General features: G+C 72.8%; 12 protein-coding genes and 2 pseudogenes. 7 read left to right on the top strand and 7 right to left on the bottom strand.

The window, feature by feature from the left end; translation table 11 throughout:
- Positions 1 to 215 precede the first annotated feature (215 nt).
- The 4 genes from LN251_RS37220 to LN251_RS37205 all read right to left on the bottom strand — a co-directional run bounded on the left by LN251_RS37220 (position 216) and on the right by LN251_RS37205 (position 6,132).
- Positions 216 to 710 (bottom strand): MarR family winged helix-turn-helix transcriptional regulator, encoded by a 495-nt coding sequence (locus LN251_RS37220; RefSeq protein WP_058920874.1) that lies wholly within the window; start codon positions 708 to 710, stop codon positions 216 to 218.
- 677 nt (positions 711 to 1,387) lie between these two features.
- Positions 1,388 to 3,172, bottom strand: a complete 1,785-nt coding sequence (locus tag LN251_RS37215) for an alpha-L-fucosidase (protein ID WP_458249507.1) — start codon at positions 3,170 to 3,172, stop codon at positions 1,388 to 1,390.
- Between the two features lie 426 nt (positions 3,173 to 3,598).
- Positions 3,599 to 4,411 carry a glycoside hydrolase family 16 protein gene (locus LN251_RS37210; protein WP_458248566.1) on the bottom strand — a complete coding sequence of 271 codons (813 nt, stop codon included), beginning with the start codon at positions 4,409 to 4,411 and terminating at the stop codon, positions 3,599 to 3,601.
- Between the two features lie 305 nt (positions 4,412 to 4,716).
- Complete coding sequence (locus LN251_RS37205) at positions 4,717 to 6,132, bottom strand: cytochrome P450 (protein ID WP_458248565.1); 1,416 nt, start codon at positions 6,130 to 6,132, stop codon at positions 4,717 to 4,719.
- Positions 6,133 to 6,615: 483 nt separating this feature from the next.
- Here LN251_RS37205 and LN251_RS37200 point away from each other — a divergent pair, with 483 nt between their 5' ends.
- The 5 genes from LN251_RS37200 to LN251_RS37180 all read left to right on the top strand — a co-directional run bounded on the left by LN251_RS37200 (position 6,616) and on the right by LN251_RS37180 (position 19,178).
- Positions 6,616 to 7,482, top strand: coding sequence for a DUF4132 domain-containing protein (locus tag LN251_RS37200; RefSeq protein WP_458248564.1), 867 nt, complete (start codon positions 6,616 to 6,618; stop codon positions 7,480 to 7,482).
- Complete coding sequence (locus tag LN251_RS37195; RefSeq protein ID WP_458248563.1) at positions 7,479 to 12,392, top strand: DNA-binding protein; 4,914 nt, start codon at positions 7,479 to 7,481, stop codon at positions 12,390 to 12,392. The genes LN251_RS37200 and LN251_RS37195 overlap by 4 nt, the downstream gene beginning before the upstream one ends.
- Positions 12,393 to 12,481: 89 nt before the next feature.
- A complete protein-coding gene (locus LN251_RS37190; RefSeq protein WP_458248562.1) occupies positions 12,482 to 13,642 on the top strand; it encodes an ATP-binding protein in 1,161 nt (386 codons plus the stop codon).
- Entirely contained in the window at positions 13,639 to 17,268 is a 3,630-nt protein-coding gene (locus LN251_RS37185; RefSeq protein WP_458248561.1) for a vWA domain-containing protein, read from the top strand. Before LN251_RS37190 ends, LN251_RS37185 begins: the two co-directional genes overlap by 4 nt.
- Entirely contained in the window at positions 17,265 to 19,178 is a 1,914-nt protein-coding gene (locus tag LN251_RS37180; protein WP_458248560.1) for a hypothetical protein, read from the top strand. Before LN251_RS37185 ends, LN251_RS37180 begins: the two co-directional genes overlap by 4 nt.
- Positions 19,179 to 19,225: 47 nt before the next feature.
- Here LN251_RS37180 and LN251_RS37175 read toward each other — a convergent pair whose 3' ends face one another.
- The 3 genes and pseudogenes from LN251_RS37175 to LN251_RS37165 all read right to left on the bottom strand — a co-directional run bounded on the left by LN251_RS37175 (position 19,226) and on the right by LN251_RS37165 (position 21,076).
- Entirely contained in the window at positions 19,226 to 19,621 is a 396-nt protein-coding gene (locus tag LN251_RS37175) for a DUF2267 domain-containing protein (protein WP_458248559.1), read from the bottom strand.
- Between the two features lie 510 nt (positions 19,622 to 20,131).
- Positions 20,132 to 20,555, bottom strand: a pseudogene (locus tag LN251_RS37170) (Hsp20/alpha crystallin family protein).
- A gap of 380 nt (positions 20,556 to 20,935) precedes the next feature.
- Positions 20,936 to 21,076: a hypothetical protein gene (locus LN251_RS37165; protein ID WP_458248558.1), complete on the bottom strand. Its 141-nt coding sequence runs from the start codon at positions 21,074 to 21,076 to the stop codon at positions 20,936 to 20,938.
- Between LN251_RS37165 and LN251_RS37160 the strand changes: the two are divergent.
- Together LN251_RS37160 and LN251_RS37155 are read left to right on the top strand one after the other, a co-directional pair.
- Positions 21,038 to 21,157 (top strand): annotated as a pseudogene (locus LN251_RS37160) (Hsp20/alpha crystallin family protein); the annotation flags it as partial. The gene LN251_RS37165 and the pseudogene LN251_RS37160 sit on opposite strands and share 39 nt — an antisense overlap.
- Positions 21,120 to 21,317: a hypothetical protein gene (locus LN251_RS37155; protein ID WP_458248557.1), complete on the top strand. Its 198-nt coding sequence runs from the start codon at positions 21,120 to 21,122 to the stop codon at positions 21,315 to 21,317. The pseudogene LN251_RS37160 and the gene LN251_RS37155, both read left to right, overlap by 38 nt.
- Positions 21,318 to 21,336 lie beyond the last annotated feature (19 nt).

The following is a 21,336-nucleotide window of genomic DNA, read 5'->3' as shown; positions in this document are numbered from 1 at the left end:
GCGGTTCACCGAGCACAACAGTATCTGACTAGTCAGATATTCCTGAAGAGGGCTGCCGGGCGATTCATCCTGGTTCACGGGTCGGCACAGCCCACGAATCCAGCAGAAACCTGGAGTCAAGCCGCGAATCAATGATGTGCCGCGCGGCTTCAAGGTCGCGCCGGTCGGTGCGGCGACGCATGCGGGGAGGGCTCCTACGGGACGGCCCACGACCCTCAGGGAAGCCGGGGCAGCGTGTCCCGTGCCGTGTGGCTGAGGATGCGAAGGTCTTCGGCGAACCGGTCCCGGTCCTCCACCGGGAGGGGCGCCAGGAAGTAGCGCCTGATGTTCTCGACATGGACCCGGGACGCGGAGACCGCGGTCTCCTCGCCGAGCGGCGTCAGGCGCACCAGCCGCCCGCGCCGGTCACCGGGATCCTCGACGCGTTCGACCAGGCCGGCCGCCTCCATACGATCCACCAGACGCGTGGCGCCACCTGTCGTGAGGACCTGCTCCTGGGCGACGGCCCGCATCGACAGCCCCGGCTCCCCCGCCCTGCCCAGGATGAGCAGCACCTCGAACATCAGATGGCTGATACCGCACTCCACCTCCAGAGCCCGCCCCAGGATGTACTCCAGCCGGTTCGCGGCTCCCTGCAAGCGCCCGAAGGCCAGGATCAGCGCGTTGTTCGCCGCGTCGCTCGCCGTCGAGATCTCCGCACGCTCGTCCACGGTCCTGACGTCCCTTCCCCGTAGCTGCTTCCATCCGCCCACCGATCATGCCTCACCGGCCGAGCGGTGGGTCCGACTCGGCTACCGGCCCTGGTGGGCGAACCGGAACGCGCCGGAGGTCATGCCGGTGCTACGGGTGAAGAGCGTGCCGAAGTAGGTGAGCTCGGCGAAGCCGATGCTGCGCGCGATGGTCGCCCCCGGCTCGTCGGTGTGCGCCGGCAGCCGCCTGGCCTCCGAAGCGCCCCAGCCGTCGAACGCCGTTCACCAGGCCGAGGAGCCCGGACGGTTGTGCGCGGCGGTGATCTGGTTGTCGTGGTGTCGCCCTGGCCCATGCGACCCCACCGCCCCTGCGCTGCGGTTGTCCCCATGGCGCAGCAGGCTGTGCAGCGCCTGAGCTGCCGGGGACCGCATCAGCACCGGCCGCTGGCCCGACACCGACGCCACCGTCCTCAACAACCGCGCCGCGGCCGCCGACCCCACGACCCCGGCCCGCTACATCGCCTACCAGTCCGGTCATTACACGCGCCCCTACGATCTCGCTCACACAGCCGACCGCCCCTGACCCCGGCTGATCCAACGCATCGGCAGGCGGCGTCGCATGGTCATGACCGTGCGTCAATCGGTGAGGAGAGGCGAGACGGTCGCCGGGCGGTCGCCCGCCCGGCGCGTCGCCCGCGTCAGGAGGCGATGATCTGCCACTGCTCCTGCGCAGCCGCGTTGTACGTCCACTGGCCGATGTCGGCGCCGTCGTCGGTGGAGCCGCCGCTGACGTTCAGCGACAGGCCGCTGAAACGGTTGACGAGCAGGTGGTAGCCGTCGCCGATGGGCGTCACCGCCCAGTGCTGCTGCGGGGCGTTCGCGTCCGACCAGATGCCGACGTTTCCTCCGTCGGCGCGGGACAGTCCGGCCACCTCGAGGAGCTTGCCGCTGCCCACGCCGCGGATCGTGAAGTAACCGTCGCCTGTCGGGACGAGGGTCCACTTCTGGTTCGACCCGCCGTGCCAGGTCCACTGAAGAACGTCGGTGCCGTCGGCGCTGCCCGACGCGGCCACGTCGGCGACCTTGCCGCTGTGCCGGGCGACCAGCCGGTAGACCGTGCCGTCACCGGGAAACGTGGTGGACACCAGGGCCGGCTTGGCCGCGCGGCCGCCGATCCTGACTCCGCCGACGTTGGCGTAGCCGCCGGTGGCGGCGTTGACCTGGACCCTCACGAACCCCGCGTTCCGGGCGGACCACTGCGCCAGTTTGAGGGTGCGGTCACCGGCCCAGGTGCCGGCCGCGACCTGCGTGAAGGTGACGCCGTCGATGCTGATGGAGATCGTGTACGAGGTGATGTCGCCGTCCGTGGCGTCGGTGCGGTTCCATTGCTTGGGCAGGTACTCCAGGCTGGAGACGTCGCTCCACACCCCGCCCAGGTCGATGGTGATCGACTGAGGGAGCGACAGGCCCCAAGTCGACCAGCAGGTCTCGAAGTTCTTGTCGCTGAGCCCGTCGATGGCGTTCAACGGCCCCTCGCCCGTGTGGAATCCGGTGGCGTAGGCGCTCACGGGAGTGACGGGGTGCTCGACGCGCGGTGGTTGGGTGGGCAGCGCGGCGCGGGAGGTGTCCGGGCTCCAGGCGGCGCCGACCTCGGCCAGCCGGCTGACGATGTTGGCGTCCAGCACGCCGTCACGGTTGGGCGGGCAGTTGAGGATGAAGGAGACGTACTTCGGTTCCAGGTCGGCCAGATGCGACAGGATGGAGGCCTTGCTCATCGGGTCGGTGGTCGGCGTACTGGGGTGCCAGAACCAGCCGTTGCTGACCGTCTGCCCCTGCAGGGAGGCGTAGGTGTTGCCGGCAGGCGCCGTGACGCCCAGCGGTTCCTCGAAGTAGATGGCGTCGCCGAGGAAGGGCACCGAGAGGGCGCCGTGGTCGACCATGACGATGTCCGGCTGCAGCGACTTCACGTGTTCGCGGACGCGCTGGTACGACACGGCCTGCTGGCCCATCTGCCAGGCGTATCCGTCGGTGACGAACAGGTCGATGGCGCCGTAGTTCGTCAGCAGTTCGGTGATCTGGCCCAGGATGTAGGTGAGGTCGCCGGGCTGGACCGCCTCGTCGCTGCCGACGCCGTGCCGGGTGTCGTACGCCTCGACGGTGTGGGTGCGGTCCCAGATCGAGAAGTAGAGGCCGACCTTCAGCCCCTTGGCCCGGAAGGCGCTCACGTATTGGGCGACGATGTCATGCCGGTAGGAACTGTAGGCGACGTTCTGCTTGTTGTAGGCGGTCGGCCACAGGCAGAACCCGTCGTGGTGCTTGGTCGTCAGCACGCCGTAGCTCATCTTCGCCGCGGCGGCCGCCGCCGCCCACTGGGCGCAGTCGACCGCGGTGGGGGCGAACAGAGCGGGGTCCTGGTGCGGGGCTGCCCACTCCTCGTCGGTGAAGGTGCCGAGGTTGAAGTGGTTGAACATCCCGAAGCGCATGTCGGCCAGCCTGCTCAGGTTGTCCTGAGGTGTGGCGGCGAGCGCCCGGCCGGGCAAGGCGATGCCCGCGGCGGCGGGCACCGCCGTAGCGGCCACTGCGGCGCCCGCGGTGCCGAGGAACCTTCTGCGGGACAGTCTTCCTGACACCTTTTCACTCCCGATCTGTGGGGCCACTGCGTGGGGGACTGGTGGTACCTGAGGGACGGGGGACGACGAACGTCGGACGTCACCCATGAATGTCATTCAGCGGAGAGTGACGTCAAGTCCTTTGCAGGGATGAAAGCGATTGCCCTGCACGGTGTTTAGAGGTTTTCGAGGGATTGTGTCCTGGTTGATTATCTGTCAGACACCGGATGTTTCGTACAGACGGGAGGCTTGGACGACGCGACGTGACTCGCCCACGCAACGCCGGCGCCCCTCAGCCGCTCAGGCGCGTTCGTACACGCGAACCCAGTCCGTCAGCATGCGGACGGGGAACGGGGTCGACTCGGGTACGGGCCCGGGCCACACGCCGCCGACGGCGAGGTTGAGCAGCAGATAGAAGTCGTGGTCGAAGACCCACTTCCGTCCGGCGCCGTGGGACGCTCGCCTGTCGGCGTGATACGCGTGACCGTCGACGGACCAGGTGATGCGGTTCCTGTCCCATTCCACGCCGTAGGTGTGGAAGGCGTCGGAGAAGGGTTCGCCGTCCGGGAGCGTGCGATGTCCGCCGATCCCCTCGTCGCCGTAGCCGGGTCCGTGGACGGTGCCGTAGACGGTGTCCGGTTCACCGCCCGCGACCTCCATGACGTCGATCTCGCCGTTCCCGGGCCACGACGTCGTGGAGTCGTTGTCGCCCATCATCCAGAAGGCGGGCAGAAAGGGGCCGTCCTCCGGAACCCTGATGCGCGCCTCGATCTTTCCGTAGGTCTGCGAGAAGGTGCCCTTCGTCGTCAGCCGGGCCGACGTGAGGTCGCAGGTGCCGTACGGGCAGTGGCCCATGCCCGGCAGCTCCTCCCGGCGCGCGGTGATGACGAGGTGACCGTCACCGTCGCTGGCCGCGTTCTGGGTTCTGTCGGTGTAGTACTGCCATTCCTTGTTGCCCCACTGCGGTTCTCCGCCGGTGTCGTGGACCCACTTGTCGGGGTCGGGTGCCTGCCCCGCCGCTCCGGAGAACTCGTCGGACCACGTCAGCCGCCAGCCCTTCGGCGCCGACCGCGTGTCGCCGGACGGCGCCGCGGAGCAGGAGAGCAGCTCCACTCTCCCGACCGGTCACCCGTCGCAGGAGGTGGGGAGCCGCCGGCCCGCGGGACCGGACGGCACCACCATCGCCCGAACTGCCCGGGAACGCTCGGGCCGGGCGGCACGGAACCCTGATGTCATCGGTGACAGCCTGGCACGGCATCGGTGACGGCCGTCCATCGCCCCCGTGATCGTCTTCGGTGGAGTGCGGTCTCCGTGGCGGTCTTCGCGGTGCGACGCGGCTCCCTGACGGTCGGTCGCCGCCGGTCCGACTGTCAGGGAGGGGGCCCGGCGCGAGGGTCCCGAGCCGCTCGACACCCCCGTCAGTCGGCCGAGTCGGCGTGGAACCGCATGGTCAGGGTGTCGGGTTTGACGGTGATGACGGCCTGGGGGCGCGGCGGTGGAGAGGTCATCGTGAACCGGGGCCAGATCTGGAGGAGGGTCGCGAGGATGATCTGGAGCTCGACCCACGCGAAGTTCTCCCCGATGCACTTGCGGCGGCCGTCACCGAAGGCGAGGAAGGACCCTCGGGTGGCCGGAACGCGGTCCGCCTCCCAGCGGTCCGGGTCGAAGGTGTCCGGGTCGGGATAAGACGACGGGTCGTGCTGGTGCAGGTAGGGGCTCCACACGACGTCGGCGCCCTCCGGGATGAGGTGACCGCCGAGGACGATGTCGCGGGCTGCGGTCCGCGTCACCATCCAGGACACCCCGTATTTCCTGAGGGCCTCCTGCAGAACCCTTCGGGCGTACGGGAGTTGGTCTAGGTCGTCGTAGCGCAGCGGCCGGTCCTGGCACACCGAGGCCAGTTCCTCGCGAAGACGGCGTTCTACGGCGGGATGGCCGGCGATCTCGTACAGCGCCCAGGCGAGCGTGGTGCCGGTGGTCTCGATCGCTCCGGCCAGGAGGGTGATGGCCTCGTCCTGCAGTTGCCGGCGGCCGAGTTGGCCTTCCGCGCCCAGCAGGGTCTCGAACAAGCCACTTGGCTGTCGGCGCCGCGCCTGCGACGCGTGGGGGCACGCCTCGGCGCCGGACGCGCCGTCCGCCACAGCGGACTCCGGCGCGACGGTGGCGGTGTGGTGGTCGATGGCCTGGTCGATGAGGGCGCGCAGGCGGGCGACACGGTCGGCGTGCGCACGGTTGGCGGGCAACGGAAGCCGCGTGATCCAGGGCGGGAGAAGGACCTGCCGAATCGTTCCTCTCATGATTTCGGGCATGAGGGCGGTGAACTCGCCCTCCAGGTGGGCGGGCAGGTCGGCGCCGAACACGGCGACGAGGAACGTCGCGAGGGTGATCTCGTTCATGCCGGCGAACACGTCCCGCGGTTCGGCCGCGGGCCACGCGCCGACCGTCGCGCGCACCTGGTCGATCATGGCGTCGCCGCGCTCGGCGATGTGCGCCTTGCTGAACATGGGCTGCATCAGACGGCGGTTGCGCAGATGCGTGTCGCCGTCGGCGACGGTCGCCACGCCGTCGCCGAGGAAGACCCGCAGTGCGTCGTAGTACTTGCCGCCCTTGGGGAAGTGGGCGGCGTCCGTCACCAGGACGCGCCGGGCCAGTGCGGGGTCCGTGACCACGTAGGCGGGGGTCGGGCCGATGCGAATGCGCACCACACTGCCGTGTTCGCGCAGCGAGGTGATGAACGGCAGCGGATCGCGGACGAGCCGCAGTCCGTGGCCGATCAGCGGCAGTCGTCCGGGGGCTGTGGGGGTGGGGATGGGTGCCGTGGTGGGGGCGCTCATCTCGCGCTCACTCCTCGTGGGGGAGGGATCAAACGACCGAATGCATGCCCATGGCAGCTTCTTTCGATGCACCCGGACGATGATCTCCACGCCACATACGTTTTTCCTTGATGTCCTTGTCTGCCCGAGGCGCGTCGCAGGCCGGTTGTGTCCACGCCGTCCGCGAGGCGGCACCCTGCCCTGCCCTGCACTCGGTCAGTCCCGCCCCACAAGCCGGCCGACGCACCGGACAACCGTCCGCCGCCCGGCTGAAACCGCTCGGCCGGACAGGCGCCGCCACGGAGCGTTCCTGCGCCACCCGAAACCGCGGACACGGCCGCACGGGGTGCCGTCACTCCGGACTGTAGAAGTCCTGTGACCCTCTCCCACCGCCGATTGTCAGTGATCGCCGCTAACGTTCCTCACATCGTCGCACTGGCACCGGGATATACCCGGCTGAACTGTGCTTTCTTCTTGCTGTCTTGATGTGGAAGGCGGGGACTCGTGGGTTGGCTCTCGGCGGGTGACGGGTACGAAGTCGCCCTGGTGGACGGGCGGGTGGCGGCGCGCGCCACCTCGGGCCGGGCCGCGGGGCGGCAGCTGAAATCGCTGCCGCGCGCACTGCGCGACCATCCCGAGGTCGACCGGCTGCGCCGATTCGCCGAATGGCTGGATCGGCACGCCACGGCATGTGTCGCGCAGGTCGACTCCTGGATGGTGTCGTCGCTGCCCGTCCCCACCGGTCTGCTGGCCCGGGTGTGGCCGGACGAGGCCTGGCAGTCGGCGCTGCGCGACCTCGCGGTGGTGGGCGACGACCCCGACGAGGTCGGATTCCTGCGTGGGGCCACGGAGGACGGCGAACTGCGCGTGGTGAACCTGGACGGCGAGACCGTACGGCTGTCCCCGCGGACGGTCACCCTGCCGCACCCGGTGCTGCTGCCGGACCTCGACGACATCCGGGAGTTCGCGGCGGAGCTGGGCATCGTCCAGCGGGTGGAGCAGATCCACCGTGCGACCTGGCAGCGGCCCGAGGACCTCGACCTAAAGGCCACCGAGGTACGGGAGTTCACCGGCGGCTCGTTCCGTTCCCGCTTCGCCCTGGCCGCACGGGCGAGTTCGCTCGGCTACCGCGTATCGGGGGGCTACTCCACGGCCCGGGTCCGCGACGGCGGCCGCACCGTCGAGGCCAGTGTGTGGATCGGCGAGCCGTACTGGGAGGACACGGTGGAGACCGGCAGCCTCACCTGGCACGACCAGGACGGCCGCGCCCTGCCACTCCGGGAGGTGGGCCCGGTGGCCTGGTCGGAGGGGATGCGGATGGCCGCGGCGCTGTACGCCGGGCGCACGATCGAGGAAGGCAAGAACGCATGAGCGGGGGGACGCAGGTGTCGTACGAGGAACTGCTGACGGCGGGCGCGGTGCTGCCACCGGACGCCGGGGCGGCCGACGAGCGGGCGGTGCCGCTGACGGCACGCGCCTACCGTCACCCGGGCCTGGAGGACCGGGTGGTGGTCCGGCTGGTCGCCGGCGAGCTGGGCGCCGCCGAGGACCTGGCCGCCGGCTTCCTGGGCCTGGAGCCGGCCGCGGAGCCGGCCGTCGTGGGCCTCGGGCTGCGCCAGTCGCTGGGCTTTCCCGAGTGGGTGCTGGTGCACCACCCCGAGGACGGCCACCACGCGCTGGGCGTCGTACCGGACCTGGAGCGGGCGGCCCGGCAGGCGAAGTCCCGCCCGAAGGCCGCGCTGGACGCCTACCTGGAACTCGGGCAGCGGCTGGCCGCGTCGGTCCCGCACTTCCTGCCGACCTTCTACGAGCAGGCCGGCCGGGTCTTCCTCGCCGAGGAGAACGCCACCTACGCCGCCCAGTTGTTCACCCGCGCCCGCAAGGCGGAGGCGGAGCACGGACTGACGGTGCAGGAGGAGCGCCTGGACGCGGTGTTCCTGGAGTTCGCGCTGGCCGGAGCCCTGCCGGTGAAGGTGCTCTCCGCCTACGGCAGGGAACTGGCCGCGCGGGTGTCGGCCGAGGAGGCGCTGGAGCGCTTCACGCGCCTGTGCCTGCGCCGCACCGCGGGCGGGCTGCCGCCGTCCGCCCAGATGGCCAACGACCTGCGCAAGCTCGCCCGCGGCGCCGGACAGGACGCCGACCGGGCCGAACAGGACTACCTGGCTGAGCTCCTCGGCCTGCCCGCCACGCTGCGTGCCTCGGCCGGCTGGTGGAAGGGCCACCGGGCCGCACTGGTGGCGCTCGCCGAGCGGGAACCGCGCGTGCGCGGCATGCTGCTGGACATGCTCCCGGCCGGCGCCGACGCGGACGTGCCCGAGATGTGGCTGCAGGTCCTGGAGGCATCCGGCGCGACGACGGGCCTGTGGGACGGCACCCTGCCCGCCGAACAGCGGCCGAGCGACGGCACCGTGGGCTGGCTGGAGCGGTTCCTGACGTTCAGGGAGCGGGCCCGGTCCTGGCGCAGCTCCACGCGGATGCCGGAGCTGTACCCGCTGGTGGAGCGGGCCGCGGCCCGGCTGCGCACCGAACTCGCCGCGTCCGGGCGGGGTTTGAGGGTCACGCACGACATCGACCTGATCGACCTGCTGCTGTCCCTGGACGTGCCGGTGGCCGCTCCCGAAAAGAGCCAGGAGCTGCCGCTGACGGCGTGGGCGATCGGCGAAGGACAGCGGGAGCTGACCTTCCTCGGCGCCGACGCGCGGTTCCTCGACGCCTTCCTGCGAGGCGCCAACCGTTTCCACAGCGGCGACCAGGCACTGCGCGCCATCCGCCTGCTGGCGGCCTCGCCCGGCGGCCGCCCCTGGCTGGCCGAGTGGGTGAGCACCGTGGTGCGGGGCTTCACCGCCGTGGGCCTGCCCGGACTGCCGAACGCACTGGAACGGCTCGGATGGCTGCCCGCCGAGGCGCTCGTGCTGGCCGAGGACGACGTCCGCGCCGCCGTCCGCACCGACCTCGCACCGGTGCTGGCCCGCACCCTGCGCGCCGGGCTCTTCGACGAACTGGGCTGGCGGGCCTGGGAGGAGGCGACGGCCGAGCTCGTCGCAAAGGACCTGGTGCAGGACATCGTGGTCGCCGACGCCTGGCCCCACCTCGTCGTCGCCGGCAAGTCCCAGGCCCGCGTGATCGGCGCCGACGGCACCGTACTCACCCACGACCTGCGCCTGCCCGCCAACGACGTCTCGGGCGACCCGGGCTTCCACCACGTCGACGGCGAACTCCTCGTGTACTGGAACTCCCGCAGGGACGGCCTGCGCGGCTACTGGCACTCGCGCGCCGACCGTGTGGAGTCCCTCAAGGGCGGGCACTCCACCCGGGGCACCGAGATGGACTGGTACCGCGGCGACTTCCCCATCACCCTGCCCCTGCCGGACGGCGGCCGGACCACCGGCCGCGGTGTCGTGCACGTCGGGGACACCACCCTGCCCGACGAGCGGCCGCTGCTCTTCGACGGATCGTCCTACTGGGTCTGGCACGCGGACGGCGAGGACCGCGAGGCGCACGGCTGGTACGAGTACGACCCGGCCACGAACGAGCGCGGACGGATGAGCAAGCCCGCCTTCCTCGCCGACGCCCTGCGCGAGGCCCCCGCCGGCAGCAGCTACGTGGGCGGCAGGCTGCGCCCCGCTCCCACCACCGAGGCCACCCCCGCCTGCGCCCCCGTCGACGGGCTGACCGGCCTGCGCGTGGTGGACCTGCCCGACGGTACGCGGCGCGCCGAGGACCTCGCCGGACACACCGTCACCCTGCCCGCCACGGCCGGTGTGCCGAACGTGCTGGTCGTCTTCCCCGGCGCGGAGCGCCCTACGGCCGTCGTGCGCAACAACTGGCAGCTCGACCTGGTCGACGCCGACGGCGTGCGCACCGCCTGGGCCAAGACCGACCGCGCCCCCGGCGACTTCGGCGAGGGCACCCTGCTGCTGCCTCCCATCCAGTTCTGGGAGTGCCTGACCGCACGTGACCCGCAAGGGTCGACGGCACTGCGGACCATCGACCGGGACACGGCCGCGGCACTGCTGACCGCTGCCGCGGGCGAGCAGGGCGAGGACGGGGAAGCGCTGACCGGAGCCATCCGCACCCTCCTGCTGGTCAGCCATGACGCCCTGGTGAAGGGGATCGCCGGAGTCGCCCGCTACGCCGCGGCCCAGCAGGCCGTGCTGGACGCGGCGGCCACCCGGCTGACCCGCGCCCTGGAAGGCGAGCTGGAGGACGAGGGGCCGGCGGGACCGGCGGACGGCGTGCTCATGGCGGCGGTGAACGGGCTCGGCTCGGCGCGCAGTTACTGGTGGAACCGCGACGACGAGGCCGACACCGTCTTCCGTGCCCTGCGCGTCCTGGCCCGCGCCGGCGGATTCGCCGACACCGCCCTGCCCGCCCTTGCGGACGTCCGCCTCCACCTCGACGGTCACCCGCTGCCCTCCGGACAACCGGACCTGGACAGACTGCTGGAGAGGACGACCGCACTGGCCTACCGGGCGGCCTCCGCCACCACCGCCGAGGAGCACCGCGAGGCCCTGCGCACCCTCCTCGCCGAGTTCGACCGCCTCGGTCTGACACCGGACGACTCCACCGCCTGGCGCAAGGTACACCTGCACTTGGAGGCGGCGCCCCTGCGCACCACCGCGGGAGCGTGGCGCGACGGCTCCTGGCACGGTGTGCTCCCGCTGACCGACGGCGCCTTCATCGCCGTCACGAGCCGCAACTCCCTCGACGACGACCGCGCCTGCTTCACCGGCTACTTCCACGACCCCGCCGGACGCTTCGAGACACCGCCGCCCTACACGGCGCTTCAGACGCGACCGCTGAGCGAGAGCCCGCTCCCGGGCCGGATGCGGACCTTCCTCACCGAACTGGCCGAGCGCGGCCCGGCCCCCTGGTTCCCGGAGGCCGCCGAGGAGTTCGCCCGCCTGACCGGCGTGACCGAGACCATCGCCCGGCTCGTCGTGGCCGGTCTGCCGGGCATCGACGTCTACGAGCGCAGCTTCCTCACGCCCGAGGCGCGCACCCTCATCGGCGTGAAGGTGGCCCCGGCGGCCGTCGCCAAGGACGAACTGCACGGCGTCGACGGCGCGGTGCGCGCCGCGGTCGTGGGCGCCCTGCTGCCCGCCGAACCCGCCCGCCTGTGGACCGAGGGACCGGACGTGGCGGCGGCCGCCGCCGTGTGGAACGCCAAGGTCGGCAAGCGGGTGGCCGTCCCGGAGGAACTGCTCGGCGACGCGATCCGCGCCTTCCGCCACGCCTCCTGGCCGATCCGCCAGGCGCTGCCCGCCCTGGTGGACCCGGCCTCCTCACCCCGGCTCAGCCGGGACCTCACCTGGGCGATCAGCGGCGACCGGGCGCGACCCGTCGGCGACGACACGGACGGCTTCACCGCGGAGACGCTGGTCGGCGCGGTCGGCCTGAGTGCCTGGCTCGCCCACCGGCTGCCGGCCGGCGACCCGGTCCGCGCCGCGCTGCCTCCGGCCCTCACCGCCGTACGCGAACGACTCGCCCACCCCGGACTCATGCTCGACCTGGGGCGCTACATCAGCCTGCCCGACTTCCGCAAGACCGCCGGCACCCCCACCGAGACCGGCCCCGGCTTCGAGCGGTACGGCGCCGTCGTCCTGGCCACGCACGACGACCAGCCCGCCCCGGCCATCCGCGTCGACCTCCTCGACGAGGCGGGCCAGGACCCCTACCTGCCCGCGGTCCGCGTCGACAACCAGCGGCCCTACGCCGCCGAGGCGGCGCTGCGCGTGGTCCGCGACCAGAGGTTCGCGGCCCTGCTCGCCGACCCCGGCGAGCCGATCGCGGGGGAGCGCGGCAAGGACGGCACCTGGTGGCCGCAGGACCCCAGCCGTTCGGTGCCCGAGCTGGTCACCGAGGTGGCCAAGGAGTACGGGCTGGGGGAGGACGTCGCCACGCTCTATCTGATGCTGCTGGCCATGCCCGACCCGACCGACCGCATGACGGCCCGGTGGACGGGCTGGAAGCCGGCGCGGCTGAAGGCGGCGCGCGCCGAACTGGCCGCCACCGACCTCGTGGTGGAGGCCACCCGGACCCGGGCCGGCCGGTCGCTGTTCCTGCCCGGCGGCTGGGTCGAGCAGTCGGCCCCACGGGTGCCGCTGGAGCGCTGGAAGCTGCCGCTGTTCGGCGAAGTGAGCGACGAACACGTTCCGTTCGGCGTGATCGTGCCGTTCGAGCCGGCGGCGGACCTCTACCGCAGGGCGTGGCAGCGCGTCCAGGACGGCGACGCTCCCCGCTTCGAGGAGCTGAAGGTCCGCCGGGGCCGCCGCCGCTGACCCACCACCGGCCGGGGGTGCCGCTCACGGGCGGCCCCCCACCCGTGCCACCCAATCGCTGACGACCGAACTACCGAGCAAGGACCTCCATGCCCCTGACCGACACGGTGACGGCCCTTCCGGCCCGGCAGACCCTGCCCGCCGAAGAGCGCTTCGCCACCGAACTCGCCTTCCTCGCCGCCCACGACGACGGCCCCCGCCCGCCCGGCTGGCTGCTGACACCCCGCGCCGTGATCACCTTCGTGTGCGGCAGCGGCGGCGACGCCCTCAAGCTGCCCGACGCGCCCGAGGGGCTGCCGGACGAACTCGTCATCGCCCCCAAGTTCGTCGGGGAACGCGCCCTGGTGGAGCGGTGCGTGGTCACCCTCGCCGGAGAGCGCGGACTGCTGCTCGTCGGCGAGCCGGGCACCGCCAAGTCGATGCTGTCGGAACTGCTGTCTGCGGCCGTCTGCGGCACCAGCGCGCTCACCGTGCAGGGCACCGCGGGCACCACCGAGGACGCCCTGCGCTACGGCTGGAACTACGCCCTGCTCCTCGCCCAGGGCCCCACCCCGCAGGCCCTGGTGGACTCGCCGGTGCTCGCAGCGATGCGCGCCGGGAAGGTGGCCCGGGTCGAGGAGATCACCCGCTGCCTGCCCGAGGTGCAGGACGCCCTGGTGTCGATCCTGTCGGACCGGCGGATGAGTGTGCCGGAGCTGTCCGGCACCGACGACGCCCAGGTCGCCGCCGCTCCCGGCTTCACCGTCATCGCCACCGCCAACCTCCGCGACCGCGGGGTCTCGGAGATGTCGGCCGCCCTCAAGCGCCGCTTCAACTTCGAGACCGTGCACCCGATCGCGGACGTCGAGGCCGAGACCGAACTCGTCAAGCGCCAGGCCACGGCCGCCGTCGCGCGGGCCGGCGCGGCCTTCGGTGTCGACGACGCCGTCCTCGACGTCCTCGTGACCGTCTTCCGCGACCTGCGGGCCGGACGCTCCGCCGAAGGCTGGGACGTGGAGCGCCCCGGCACGGTGATGTCCACCGCGGAGGCGGTGCAGGTCGCCGTCTCCCTCGGGGTGGCCGCCGCCTATCTCCCCGGCGGCGACTCGCTCGACCTGGTGCCCGGCCATCTGCTGGGTGTGGTCCGCAAGGACGACCCGGCCGACCACGCACGCCTGCTCGGCTACTGGGACGGCCCCGTGCGCCGGCGCGCCGAGGACGGCTCGGCGACCTGGCGCCGCCTGTGGGACCTGCGGGAGAACCTGCGGTGACGCTCGCCCTGGAACCGAGGGCGGCCCTGACCGCCCTCGCCGACTGCACCGCCCCGTACCTGCTGGGCGTACGGCACCACAGCCCCGCGGTCGCCGCCGTGATGCCCGCCCTGCTGGACGCCGCCGGCGCCGAGGTCGTCTGCGTGGAGCTGCCCGCCGACTTCCAGTCGTGGCTGCCCCATCTCGGCGCGCCGGGCACCGTCGCCCCGGTCGCGCTGGCCGGGGCCGGTGAGGGCGGCCGGCTCGGCTTCTACCCCTTCGCCGACTTCTCGCCCGAACTCGCCGCGATCCGCTGGGCCCGCGAGCGCGGGGCCGAGGTCGTCTGCTGCGACCTGCCGATGTCCGATCCGCGGTGGGGCGCCGAAGGCCCCGGCGCGGGGGAGGAGAGCCGCGTCCCGTCCGGCGAGGCGCCCACCGCGTTCGCAGCCGCGCTGACCGCGTCCGGGACGGGGCGTGACGGCGACGACATGTGGGACCGCAGTGTGGAGGTCCTCGCCCCGGGCTGCGCCCCCGAAGCGGTCCGCCGGGCCGCGCTGGGCGTCGGCTGGGCACTGCGCCGCGACGCCGAGTCGGCGGGCGGCGTGCCCGCGGTCGATCTGGCGCGTGAGGCCCACATGCGCGCGGCGATCGCCCGCGCCTCGGCCGACGGCCGCCGGGTCGCGGCCGTCGTCGGCGCCTTCCACGCCCCGGCGCTGACCACGTGCCAGGCCGCGGAGCCCGCTGGGTCTGCCTCCGGGGATCACCCGGCCGTGATCACCTCCCTCGTGCCGTACGCCTTCGACCTGCTGGACTCGCGCTCCGGCTATCCCGCGGGCATCCGCGATCCGCGCTGGCAGCAGGCGGTGTTCACCGCGGGCGGTGACCCCGAGCGGCTGCACGACGCGGCCGCGCGGGCGATCACCGGCGTGTGCCGCGAACTGCGGGCGGCCGGACACGTCGCCGGCACCGGCGAGGCCCGCGAGACCCTGCGCGTGGCGTGCGACCTGGCCCGGCTGCGCGGACTGGCGGCACCGGGCCGCGGCGAGGTGCTGGAAGCGCTCACCACGGTGATGGGCCAGGGCGAGCCGCTCGGCCGCGGCCGGGCACTGGCGCGCGCGTTGGAGACCGTCCTGGTCGGCACCGACCGCGGGCGGGTCGCCCCCGGCACGCCCCGCTCCGGTCTCGGCCCGTCCGTCGAGGCCGAGCTGACCGCGCTGCGGCTGCCCGGACCGGACGACCCCGCACCGCGCGAGCTGCGGCTGGACCCGCTGCGCTCGGCGCTCGACGGGCGACGCGAGATCCTCCTGCAGCGCCTGGCGGTGTGCGGCACCGGATACGGCGAGCCGATCCAGGTGGCGGGCACCGGCGACGCGGCCGCCCTGACCACCCGGTGGCGGCTCGCCTGGACACCGGCGGTGCCGGTCCGGCTGGACCTGGCCGGTATGCGTGGCGTCACCGCGGCGCTTGCCGCCGAAGGCACCCTGCGCGAGACCTTCCGCAGGGAAGCGGCGGACGGCGGACCCACCAGCGCCCTGGTCCTCGCGGGACTGCGCGACGCCGCCCGGTGCGACCTGCCCGCGCTGGTGTCCGAGCGGCTCGCCGACGCCGCCGACGTCCTGCCCGCCTGCGCCACCTTGCCCGAACTCCTCGCCGCTCTGGACCTGTTGGAGGCCCTGCGGCGCGGCCATCTGCCCGGCACCACCCCCGAGAGCCGGCAGAGCGCCGCCGAACTCGCCACGGAGCTGCTGGAGTCGGCCGTACGATCCCTGCCGGGCCTGGCGGGCAGCGACGATCCGCAGGACGCCGACGCCCTCGTGGCGCTGGCCTCACGGGCCGGCGAACACCGCCTCGGCCTGCGCATGGACGACGCCCTGAACGACCTCGCACGCCACGCCTCCCCGCTCATGCAGGGAGCCGCGCTCGCCGCCCGGGTCATGCTGGACCTGGACGACGCCGCCACCCTCGGCGACCGAGCCGCAGGCTGGATCGACAACGCCACCGGCCCGGACGCCCGGCACGCGATGAACCGCCGGCTCACGGGGCTGCTCAGCGGCGCCGCACCCCTGCTCCAGTCGGCGCCGACCGCCCTGGACCCCCTCCTCGACCGCATCGACACGCTCACCGACCAGGCGTTCCTCGACCGGCTGCCCGCGCTGCGCGGAGGCTTCGACACCCTCAGCCCGGCCGGCCGCGACCGGCTGCTGTCCACCGTGACCGAGCGCCTCGGCGACCGCCTCGACCTGTCGCTCGCCGCCTCACCGCGGCTGCTCGCCCTGTGGACGGCCGCCGACGCGGCGGGCCGGTCGGCGGTGACGGCGCTGCGCCCACCGCTGGGAACAGACCTGGACGGCACCGCGAGCACCCGGCCAGCCCCGCCGCCGTCCCTTCCGAACGGCGCCGTTGGCACCCCACCGGGCCATCCGCCGTCCCCTCCGACCACCGAACCCGCACCGGCCGAGGCACCGACCCCGTCGACCCTCCCCTCAGAAGGCGGCGAGCCCACCCAGGCAGCGGCCGCCCCCGCCCCGCACCTCACACCGGCCGACCGCTGGCGCCTCCTGCTCGGCCGGGAGAGCGAGAAACTGCCGCCCAACGCCCGTCGTCTCGCCCACGCGCTCGACGAGCTGTACGGCACCGGCCGCGGCGAGGGCGCGTCGGACCTCGCTCGGGAGAACGACCAGGGCGGCGGCCAGGACGCCTCCTTCCCGACCGCCCGTGAGTGGGCCGAAGAACTCGACGCGCTGTTCGGCGCCGATGTCCGCGAGGAGGTCCTGGCCCGGGCCGCCGACCTGGGCCGCACCGATGTCCTGGCCGAGCTCGACCCCAAGGCCGTACGCCCCTCGGTCGACCTGCTGACCTCCGTGCTCTCCCTGGCCGGCGGGATGCCCGAGCAGCAACTCGCCAAGCTGCGCCCGCTGGTGCGCCGCCTGGTCGACGAACTGGCCAAGGAACTGGCCACCCGGCTGCGCCCGGCACTGACCGGACTGGCCACCCCGCGTCCCACCCGCCGTCCGGGAGGGAGGATCGACCTGCCGCGCACCCTGCGCGCCAACCTCGCCCACACGCGCCGCACCGACGACGGCCGCACCCTCGTCGTACCGGAGCGGCCGGTGTTCAGCACCCGTTCCCGCAAGGAGGCGGACTGGCGGCTGATCCTGGTCGTCGACGTGTCCGGATCGATGGAGGCGTCCGTCGTCTGGTCGGCGCTGACCGCGGCCGTCCTGGGCGGAGTTCCCACCCTCAGCACCCACTTCCTCGCGTTCTCCACCGAAGTGATCGACCTGACCGACCGCGTCGACGACCCGCTCTCGCTGCTGCTGGAGGTGAGGGTCGGCGGCGGTACCCACATCGCCGCCGGCCTGGCCCAGGCCCGTTCGCTGGTGACCGTCCCGAGCCGGACCCTCGTCGTCGTGGTCAGCGACTTCGAAGAGGGCTATCCGCTCGGCGGACTCCTCGGCGAGGTACGCGCCCTCGCAAGCTCCGGGGTGCACCTGATGGGCTGCGCCGCCCTGGACGACACCGGCACCCCGCGCTACTCGGTGCCGGTGGCCCAACAACTCGTCGCCGCCGGCATGCCGGTCGCCGCCCTCAGTCCCCTCGCCCTGGCCCGCTGGGTGGGCGACCGCCTCCGCGGAGAACACCGATGAACACCGAACTGCCCCCCGTGGCACCCGACGTGATGGCCGCCGCCGTGGAACAGCTGACGTCCCGGCTGCGCAAAAAGCTCGACGCCACGATCGAGACGTACCTGACGCTGCCCGTCACCACCGACGGCACGGTACGGCGCGTGCGCTGCGGTGAGGACGCCGAGGTCACCCTCACCCCCGGACCGTCGGGGGCGATCACGGACGCCGCCCAGGCCGAGTGCAGCTGTCTGCTGGCACCCCGGTGCCTGCACCGCACGGCGGTCCTCGGAGCCGCGCCGGTGGCCGACAGCGACGCGGTCGCCGACCCTGCCGACCAGCCGCCCCAGGGCGGCGCCGAGGTGGCCGAACCGGACGCCGGCGCGGGGCAGTCCGACACACCCCGCACCGACGCGACCGCCGCATCGCCGACGGGACCGACGAGCACCGACACGACCGCCCCCTCGCCGGCCGCCCCGACCACGGCGCAGGTCACCGCCGCATCCGGGCTGTGGGCCGCCGCGGCGGCGGTGCTGGCCGCCGGCGTACCCGGTGCGGGCGCCGTCCCCCAGGCGGAGTTGCTGCGGGCCGCGCACACGGCACGGCTCGCCGGCCTGCACCGGGCCGAGGCGGCCGCCCTGAGGGTGGTCCGCGCACTGCGCGCAGCCCGCGCCCGCCACGACGGCCACCGGCTGGCCGACCTGGTCGCCGCGCTGCGGGAGCTGCTGCTCACCAGCGGACTGCTCGCCGCGTCCGATCCCGACCCGTCCCTGGTCGGCACCGCGCGGCGCAGCTATCGCCCCGGCGGAAGCCTGAAGGTGCACGGAGTGTGCCGGGAGCCGGTGATCTCGGCCACCGGCTACGGCGGGGTCGTCACCCATGTCCTGGCCGACGACGGCCGCTGGTTCTCCGTGTCCGACGTCAAGCCCGGCGGACCGGCGCGGGCGCGCGGCGCCGCCACGGCCACCGTCGCCCTCGGCTCCGGCAGCCTCGATCACGCGCAACTCTCCAGGGGCGGACTGCTGATCTCCGGCGCGACGCTCTCCCCGGACGGCCGCCTCGGCGCGGGCAAGGGCGTGCGGGCCACCCCGGTCGCGGGGCTGTCCTGGACGTCGGGGGCCCTCGCCCGTCTCTTCTCCCGCCCGCTCGCCCAGGCCGCCGCGGCCCGGCTCGCCGCGGGCGACGACCCCGAGCGAGCCGGACCGGAGGCCGGTGGACTGATCGGCTGTGACGTGGTCCTCGTGGGGGCGGCCGAGGACCACCTGCTCGCGCGGGAGCTGACACCCGACGGAGCCGATGGCGAGGGCCTGTTGATCCGGCTGGTGACCGCCAACGGCCACCCGGAGCTGGCCCATGCGGCCAACTTCCGCAAGCTGGCCTCCCGCCCGGGCTTGCGACTGCGTGTCGTGGGGCGCCTCGACCCCGACCGTGCCGCGACACTGCGGCCCCTCGCGGTCGGCCCCGTACCGGACGGCTCGGCGACCCTGCTGCTGCCGCCCGAGTGGGCGGGGCACGCCGATCTGGGCTACGACCGGCTCGAAGGCGCGCACTTCCCGCCGGCCGGTGAGCTGGGGCCGGTGGAGGGTCCGGCCGTGTTGCCGCCGGACCCGGTGGCCGAGGCGCCCCTGTGGCGGCTGCGCCGGCTCGTCGAGGTCGCGGTGTCCGGAGGCCGCCGGGCCGCCGCCGAGCCCGCACGGAACGGTGACCGGGCCTCGGGCGCGGCGGCACTGCGGCGCAGCGGGTTCCGCACGGCCGCGGATCTGGCGGACGCGCTCGCCGCGGAGGCGGACCGGCGGAGCCGCGACGTGTTCGGCCGAACCCAGCAGGCCGATCCGGACGCCTACGCGCGCGCGTGGCTGAGCGCGGCCGTGTACCTGTCCGGCACCGAGCGAGCACTGGTCGAGGCGACGTGGCAGCCCGCGGCGGCCGCGTGACCCTCGACGTGGTGTCAGGGCGGGAGCGCACCGGCTGCGGGGCTTGATCAGGTGGGCTGGGGGTGCCCGAAGAGCAGGTCATAGCCCGTGGGGAGCTGAAACAGGACCTGGTCCAGCAGGTCCGGGCCCGCGGCGTCGGCGACGGTGCTGAGGACGGCGCCTACGTCCCACGTCGCGGTCTGCTCGGTGGCGCCCTCGATCCATGCCGCCGTCGCCCGCACGAACCTTTCCGGTGTCAGCGGTTCGGCGCTCTGCAGGGGGTTGAGCAGGATCAGGGCGAAGTCTTCGGGCAGGCGTGCCGCCAGTTGGGCGCGCACTTCGCCGACCAGGTGTGCGCCCAGCAGGGCGAGGACCACGCGCGCCGCCCGCTGGGCCTCCTGCTCCGTTTCGTACTCCCCGCGTTCCTTCACCTGGTCGAGGAACGCTTCCCGTCGCAGAACCACGTCGGCGCCACCTTTCGTCCTCTAGCGCTCCGATGGAGGTGCGGAGGCCCGGCCGGACACCGGCGTGGGCTGATACTCGCGGTGTATCCCGCCACCACCTTGCGGCGCGTGAGCTGCGAGTCCTCCTCCGCGTCGGGCCACCTTCCGAGATAAAACTTGAGCCTCTCCTTGTCAAGTCTGGGGCGAGGGCGGAATGCGCGAGCAACCTCCGTGGATGTGAGCTGCGGCATTGCCGGAGCCAATGGCCCGCCCCACCATGACCGGATCGGCGACGTCCCGGAAGGCAGCTCCTCATGGGTGTTCATGTGCATGTGCGGCTCAGTCAGGGGGTGAGCGTGTCGGCTGAAGGAGAGCTGATCGAGCACTCCCGCTGCCGGTGCGGGGCCACCTTCACCAAGGTCTACGATCCGGACGGTGGGGAGCCAGAGCGCCCGTCTCACCCATGAACTCGTACCTCGGGGCCCCGAGCTGACGTATCCGGGGCCCCGAGCTAGTGGTGTCGCTACGGCGTCAGCCGCCCAGTTGCTTGTGGTCGCTGCCGCCGCTGATGGTGATCTTGCGGGGCTTGGCCTGCTCGGCGACCGGGATCCGCAGCTTCAGCACGCCGGCCCTCGTAGGAAGCCTCGATCTTTTCGGTGTCGAGAGTCTCACCGAGGAACAGCTGGCGGCTGAAGGTCCCCGCGGGCCGTTCCGTGATCACCGGGTGCGTGTTCTCGCCGTACGTCGGCTTGCGTTCGGCCCGCACCGTCAGGACGTTGCGCTCGACGTCGAGGTCGATGGACTGCGGGTCCACGCCCGGCAGGTCCAGCTCGACGAAGAACGTCTCATCCTCACGCCAGGCGTCCAACGGCATGCCCGCCGGGTGTGCGGCTGTGCCCCAGACCCTGTCGACGAGCCGGTCAAGCTCACGGAAGGGATCCGTACGCATCAGCATCGTTCAACCCTCCTTGACGTCCATCTCGCGTCTTTCGCTCTCCTTCTGATGTACCACCACGCCCGAAACTTGACAAGGTGGGACTCAAGTTTTCTGGCGTCGAAGCAGGCTGTGCTCCCGCTGGGTCGCGAGATGCCGTACCGTTCGTGAAGCCCGGGTGCGCCGTCGTCGCTGGAGTTATCGTGTTCTGCCGTGGCGTGAAGTTGAGTCACTCGCTGTCAGCTTCATGAAGGCACTGCTTGGCAGATACTTGCCCGGCAAGGTATATGGATAGGCGGTACTCGATCAACGGACCGCGTTGGCCTTCGGTCCGCCCTTGAGGGAGGGAAGAAGTGGACATGCTTGCGCGTACGGGCGCCCTGGGTGATCTCGACCGGCTCCTACATCAGCTCGCGCATGCCGACGACTCGACCGGCAGCGTCATCCCGGCGGATGCCTGGCGTGATGACGAGGCCCTCTACCTGCAGTTCGACCTGCCCGGCATGGACCGTTCCACCATCGAGCTGACCACGCAGCAGCACACGCTGATGCTGAGCGCCGAGCGGCCCTCCCCGATCCCAGCCGATGCTCGGCCCGTACTCACCGAGCGGCCCACCGGCCGGTTCACTCGCCGTCTGGCCCTGTCCGACGTCCTGGACACGGCTGCCACCGAGGCGGCCCTACGACAACGGCGTCCTCACCCTGCGCATCCCGCTGGCCGCACACGCCAAGCCCCGCAAGATCGCCATCTCCGGCGTCGTACCCAAGCAGCTGACCTCCTGAAGGCTAGGCATCCGCTCGC

Source organism: Streptomyces sp. MAI_2237 (assembly GCF_054189285.1).
This window is presented reverse-complemented; position numbering and strand designations above follow the sequence as displayed.

What these genes read in the sequence shown, in the direction of transcription:
- LN251_RS37215 (WP_458249507.1), bottom strand. Translation starts at nt 3,172, where the DNA reads ATGCGCTTCGGGATGTTCAACCACTTCAACCTCGGCACCTTCACCGAC.
- LN251_RS37205 (WP_458248565.1), bottom strand. Translation starts at nt 6,132, where the DNA reads ATGAGCGCCCCCACCACGGCACCCATCCCCACCCCCACAGCCCCCGGA.
- LN251_RS37195 (WP_458248563.1), top strand. Translation starts at nt 7,479, where the DNA reads ATGAGCGGGGGGACGCAGGTGTCGTACGAGGAACTGCTGACGGCGGGC.
- LN251_RS37190 (WP_458248562.1), top strand. Translation starts at nt 12,482, where the DNA reads ATGCCCCTGACCGACACGGTGACGGCCCTTCCGGCCCGGCAGACCCTG.
- LN251_RS37180 (WP_458248560.1), top strand. Translation starts at nt 17,265, where the DNA reads ATGAACACCGAACTGCCCCCCGTGGCACCCGACGTGATGGCCGCCGCC.
- LN251_RS37155 (WP_458248557.1), top strand. Translation starts at nt 21,120, where the DNA reads ATGCTCGGCCCGTACTCACCGAGCGGCCCACCGGCCGGTTCACTCGCC.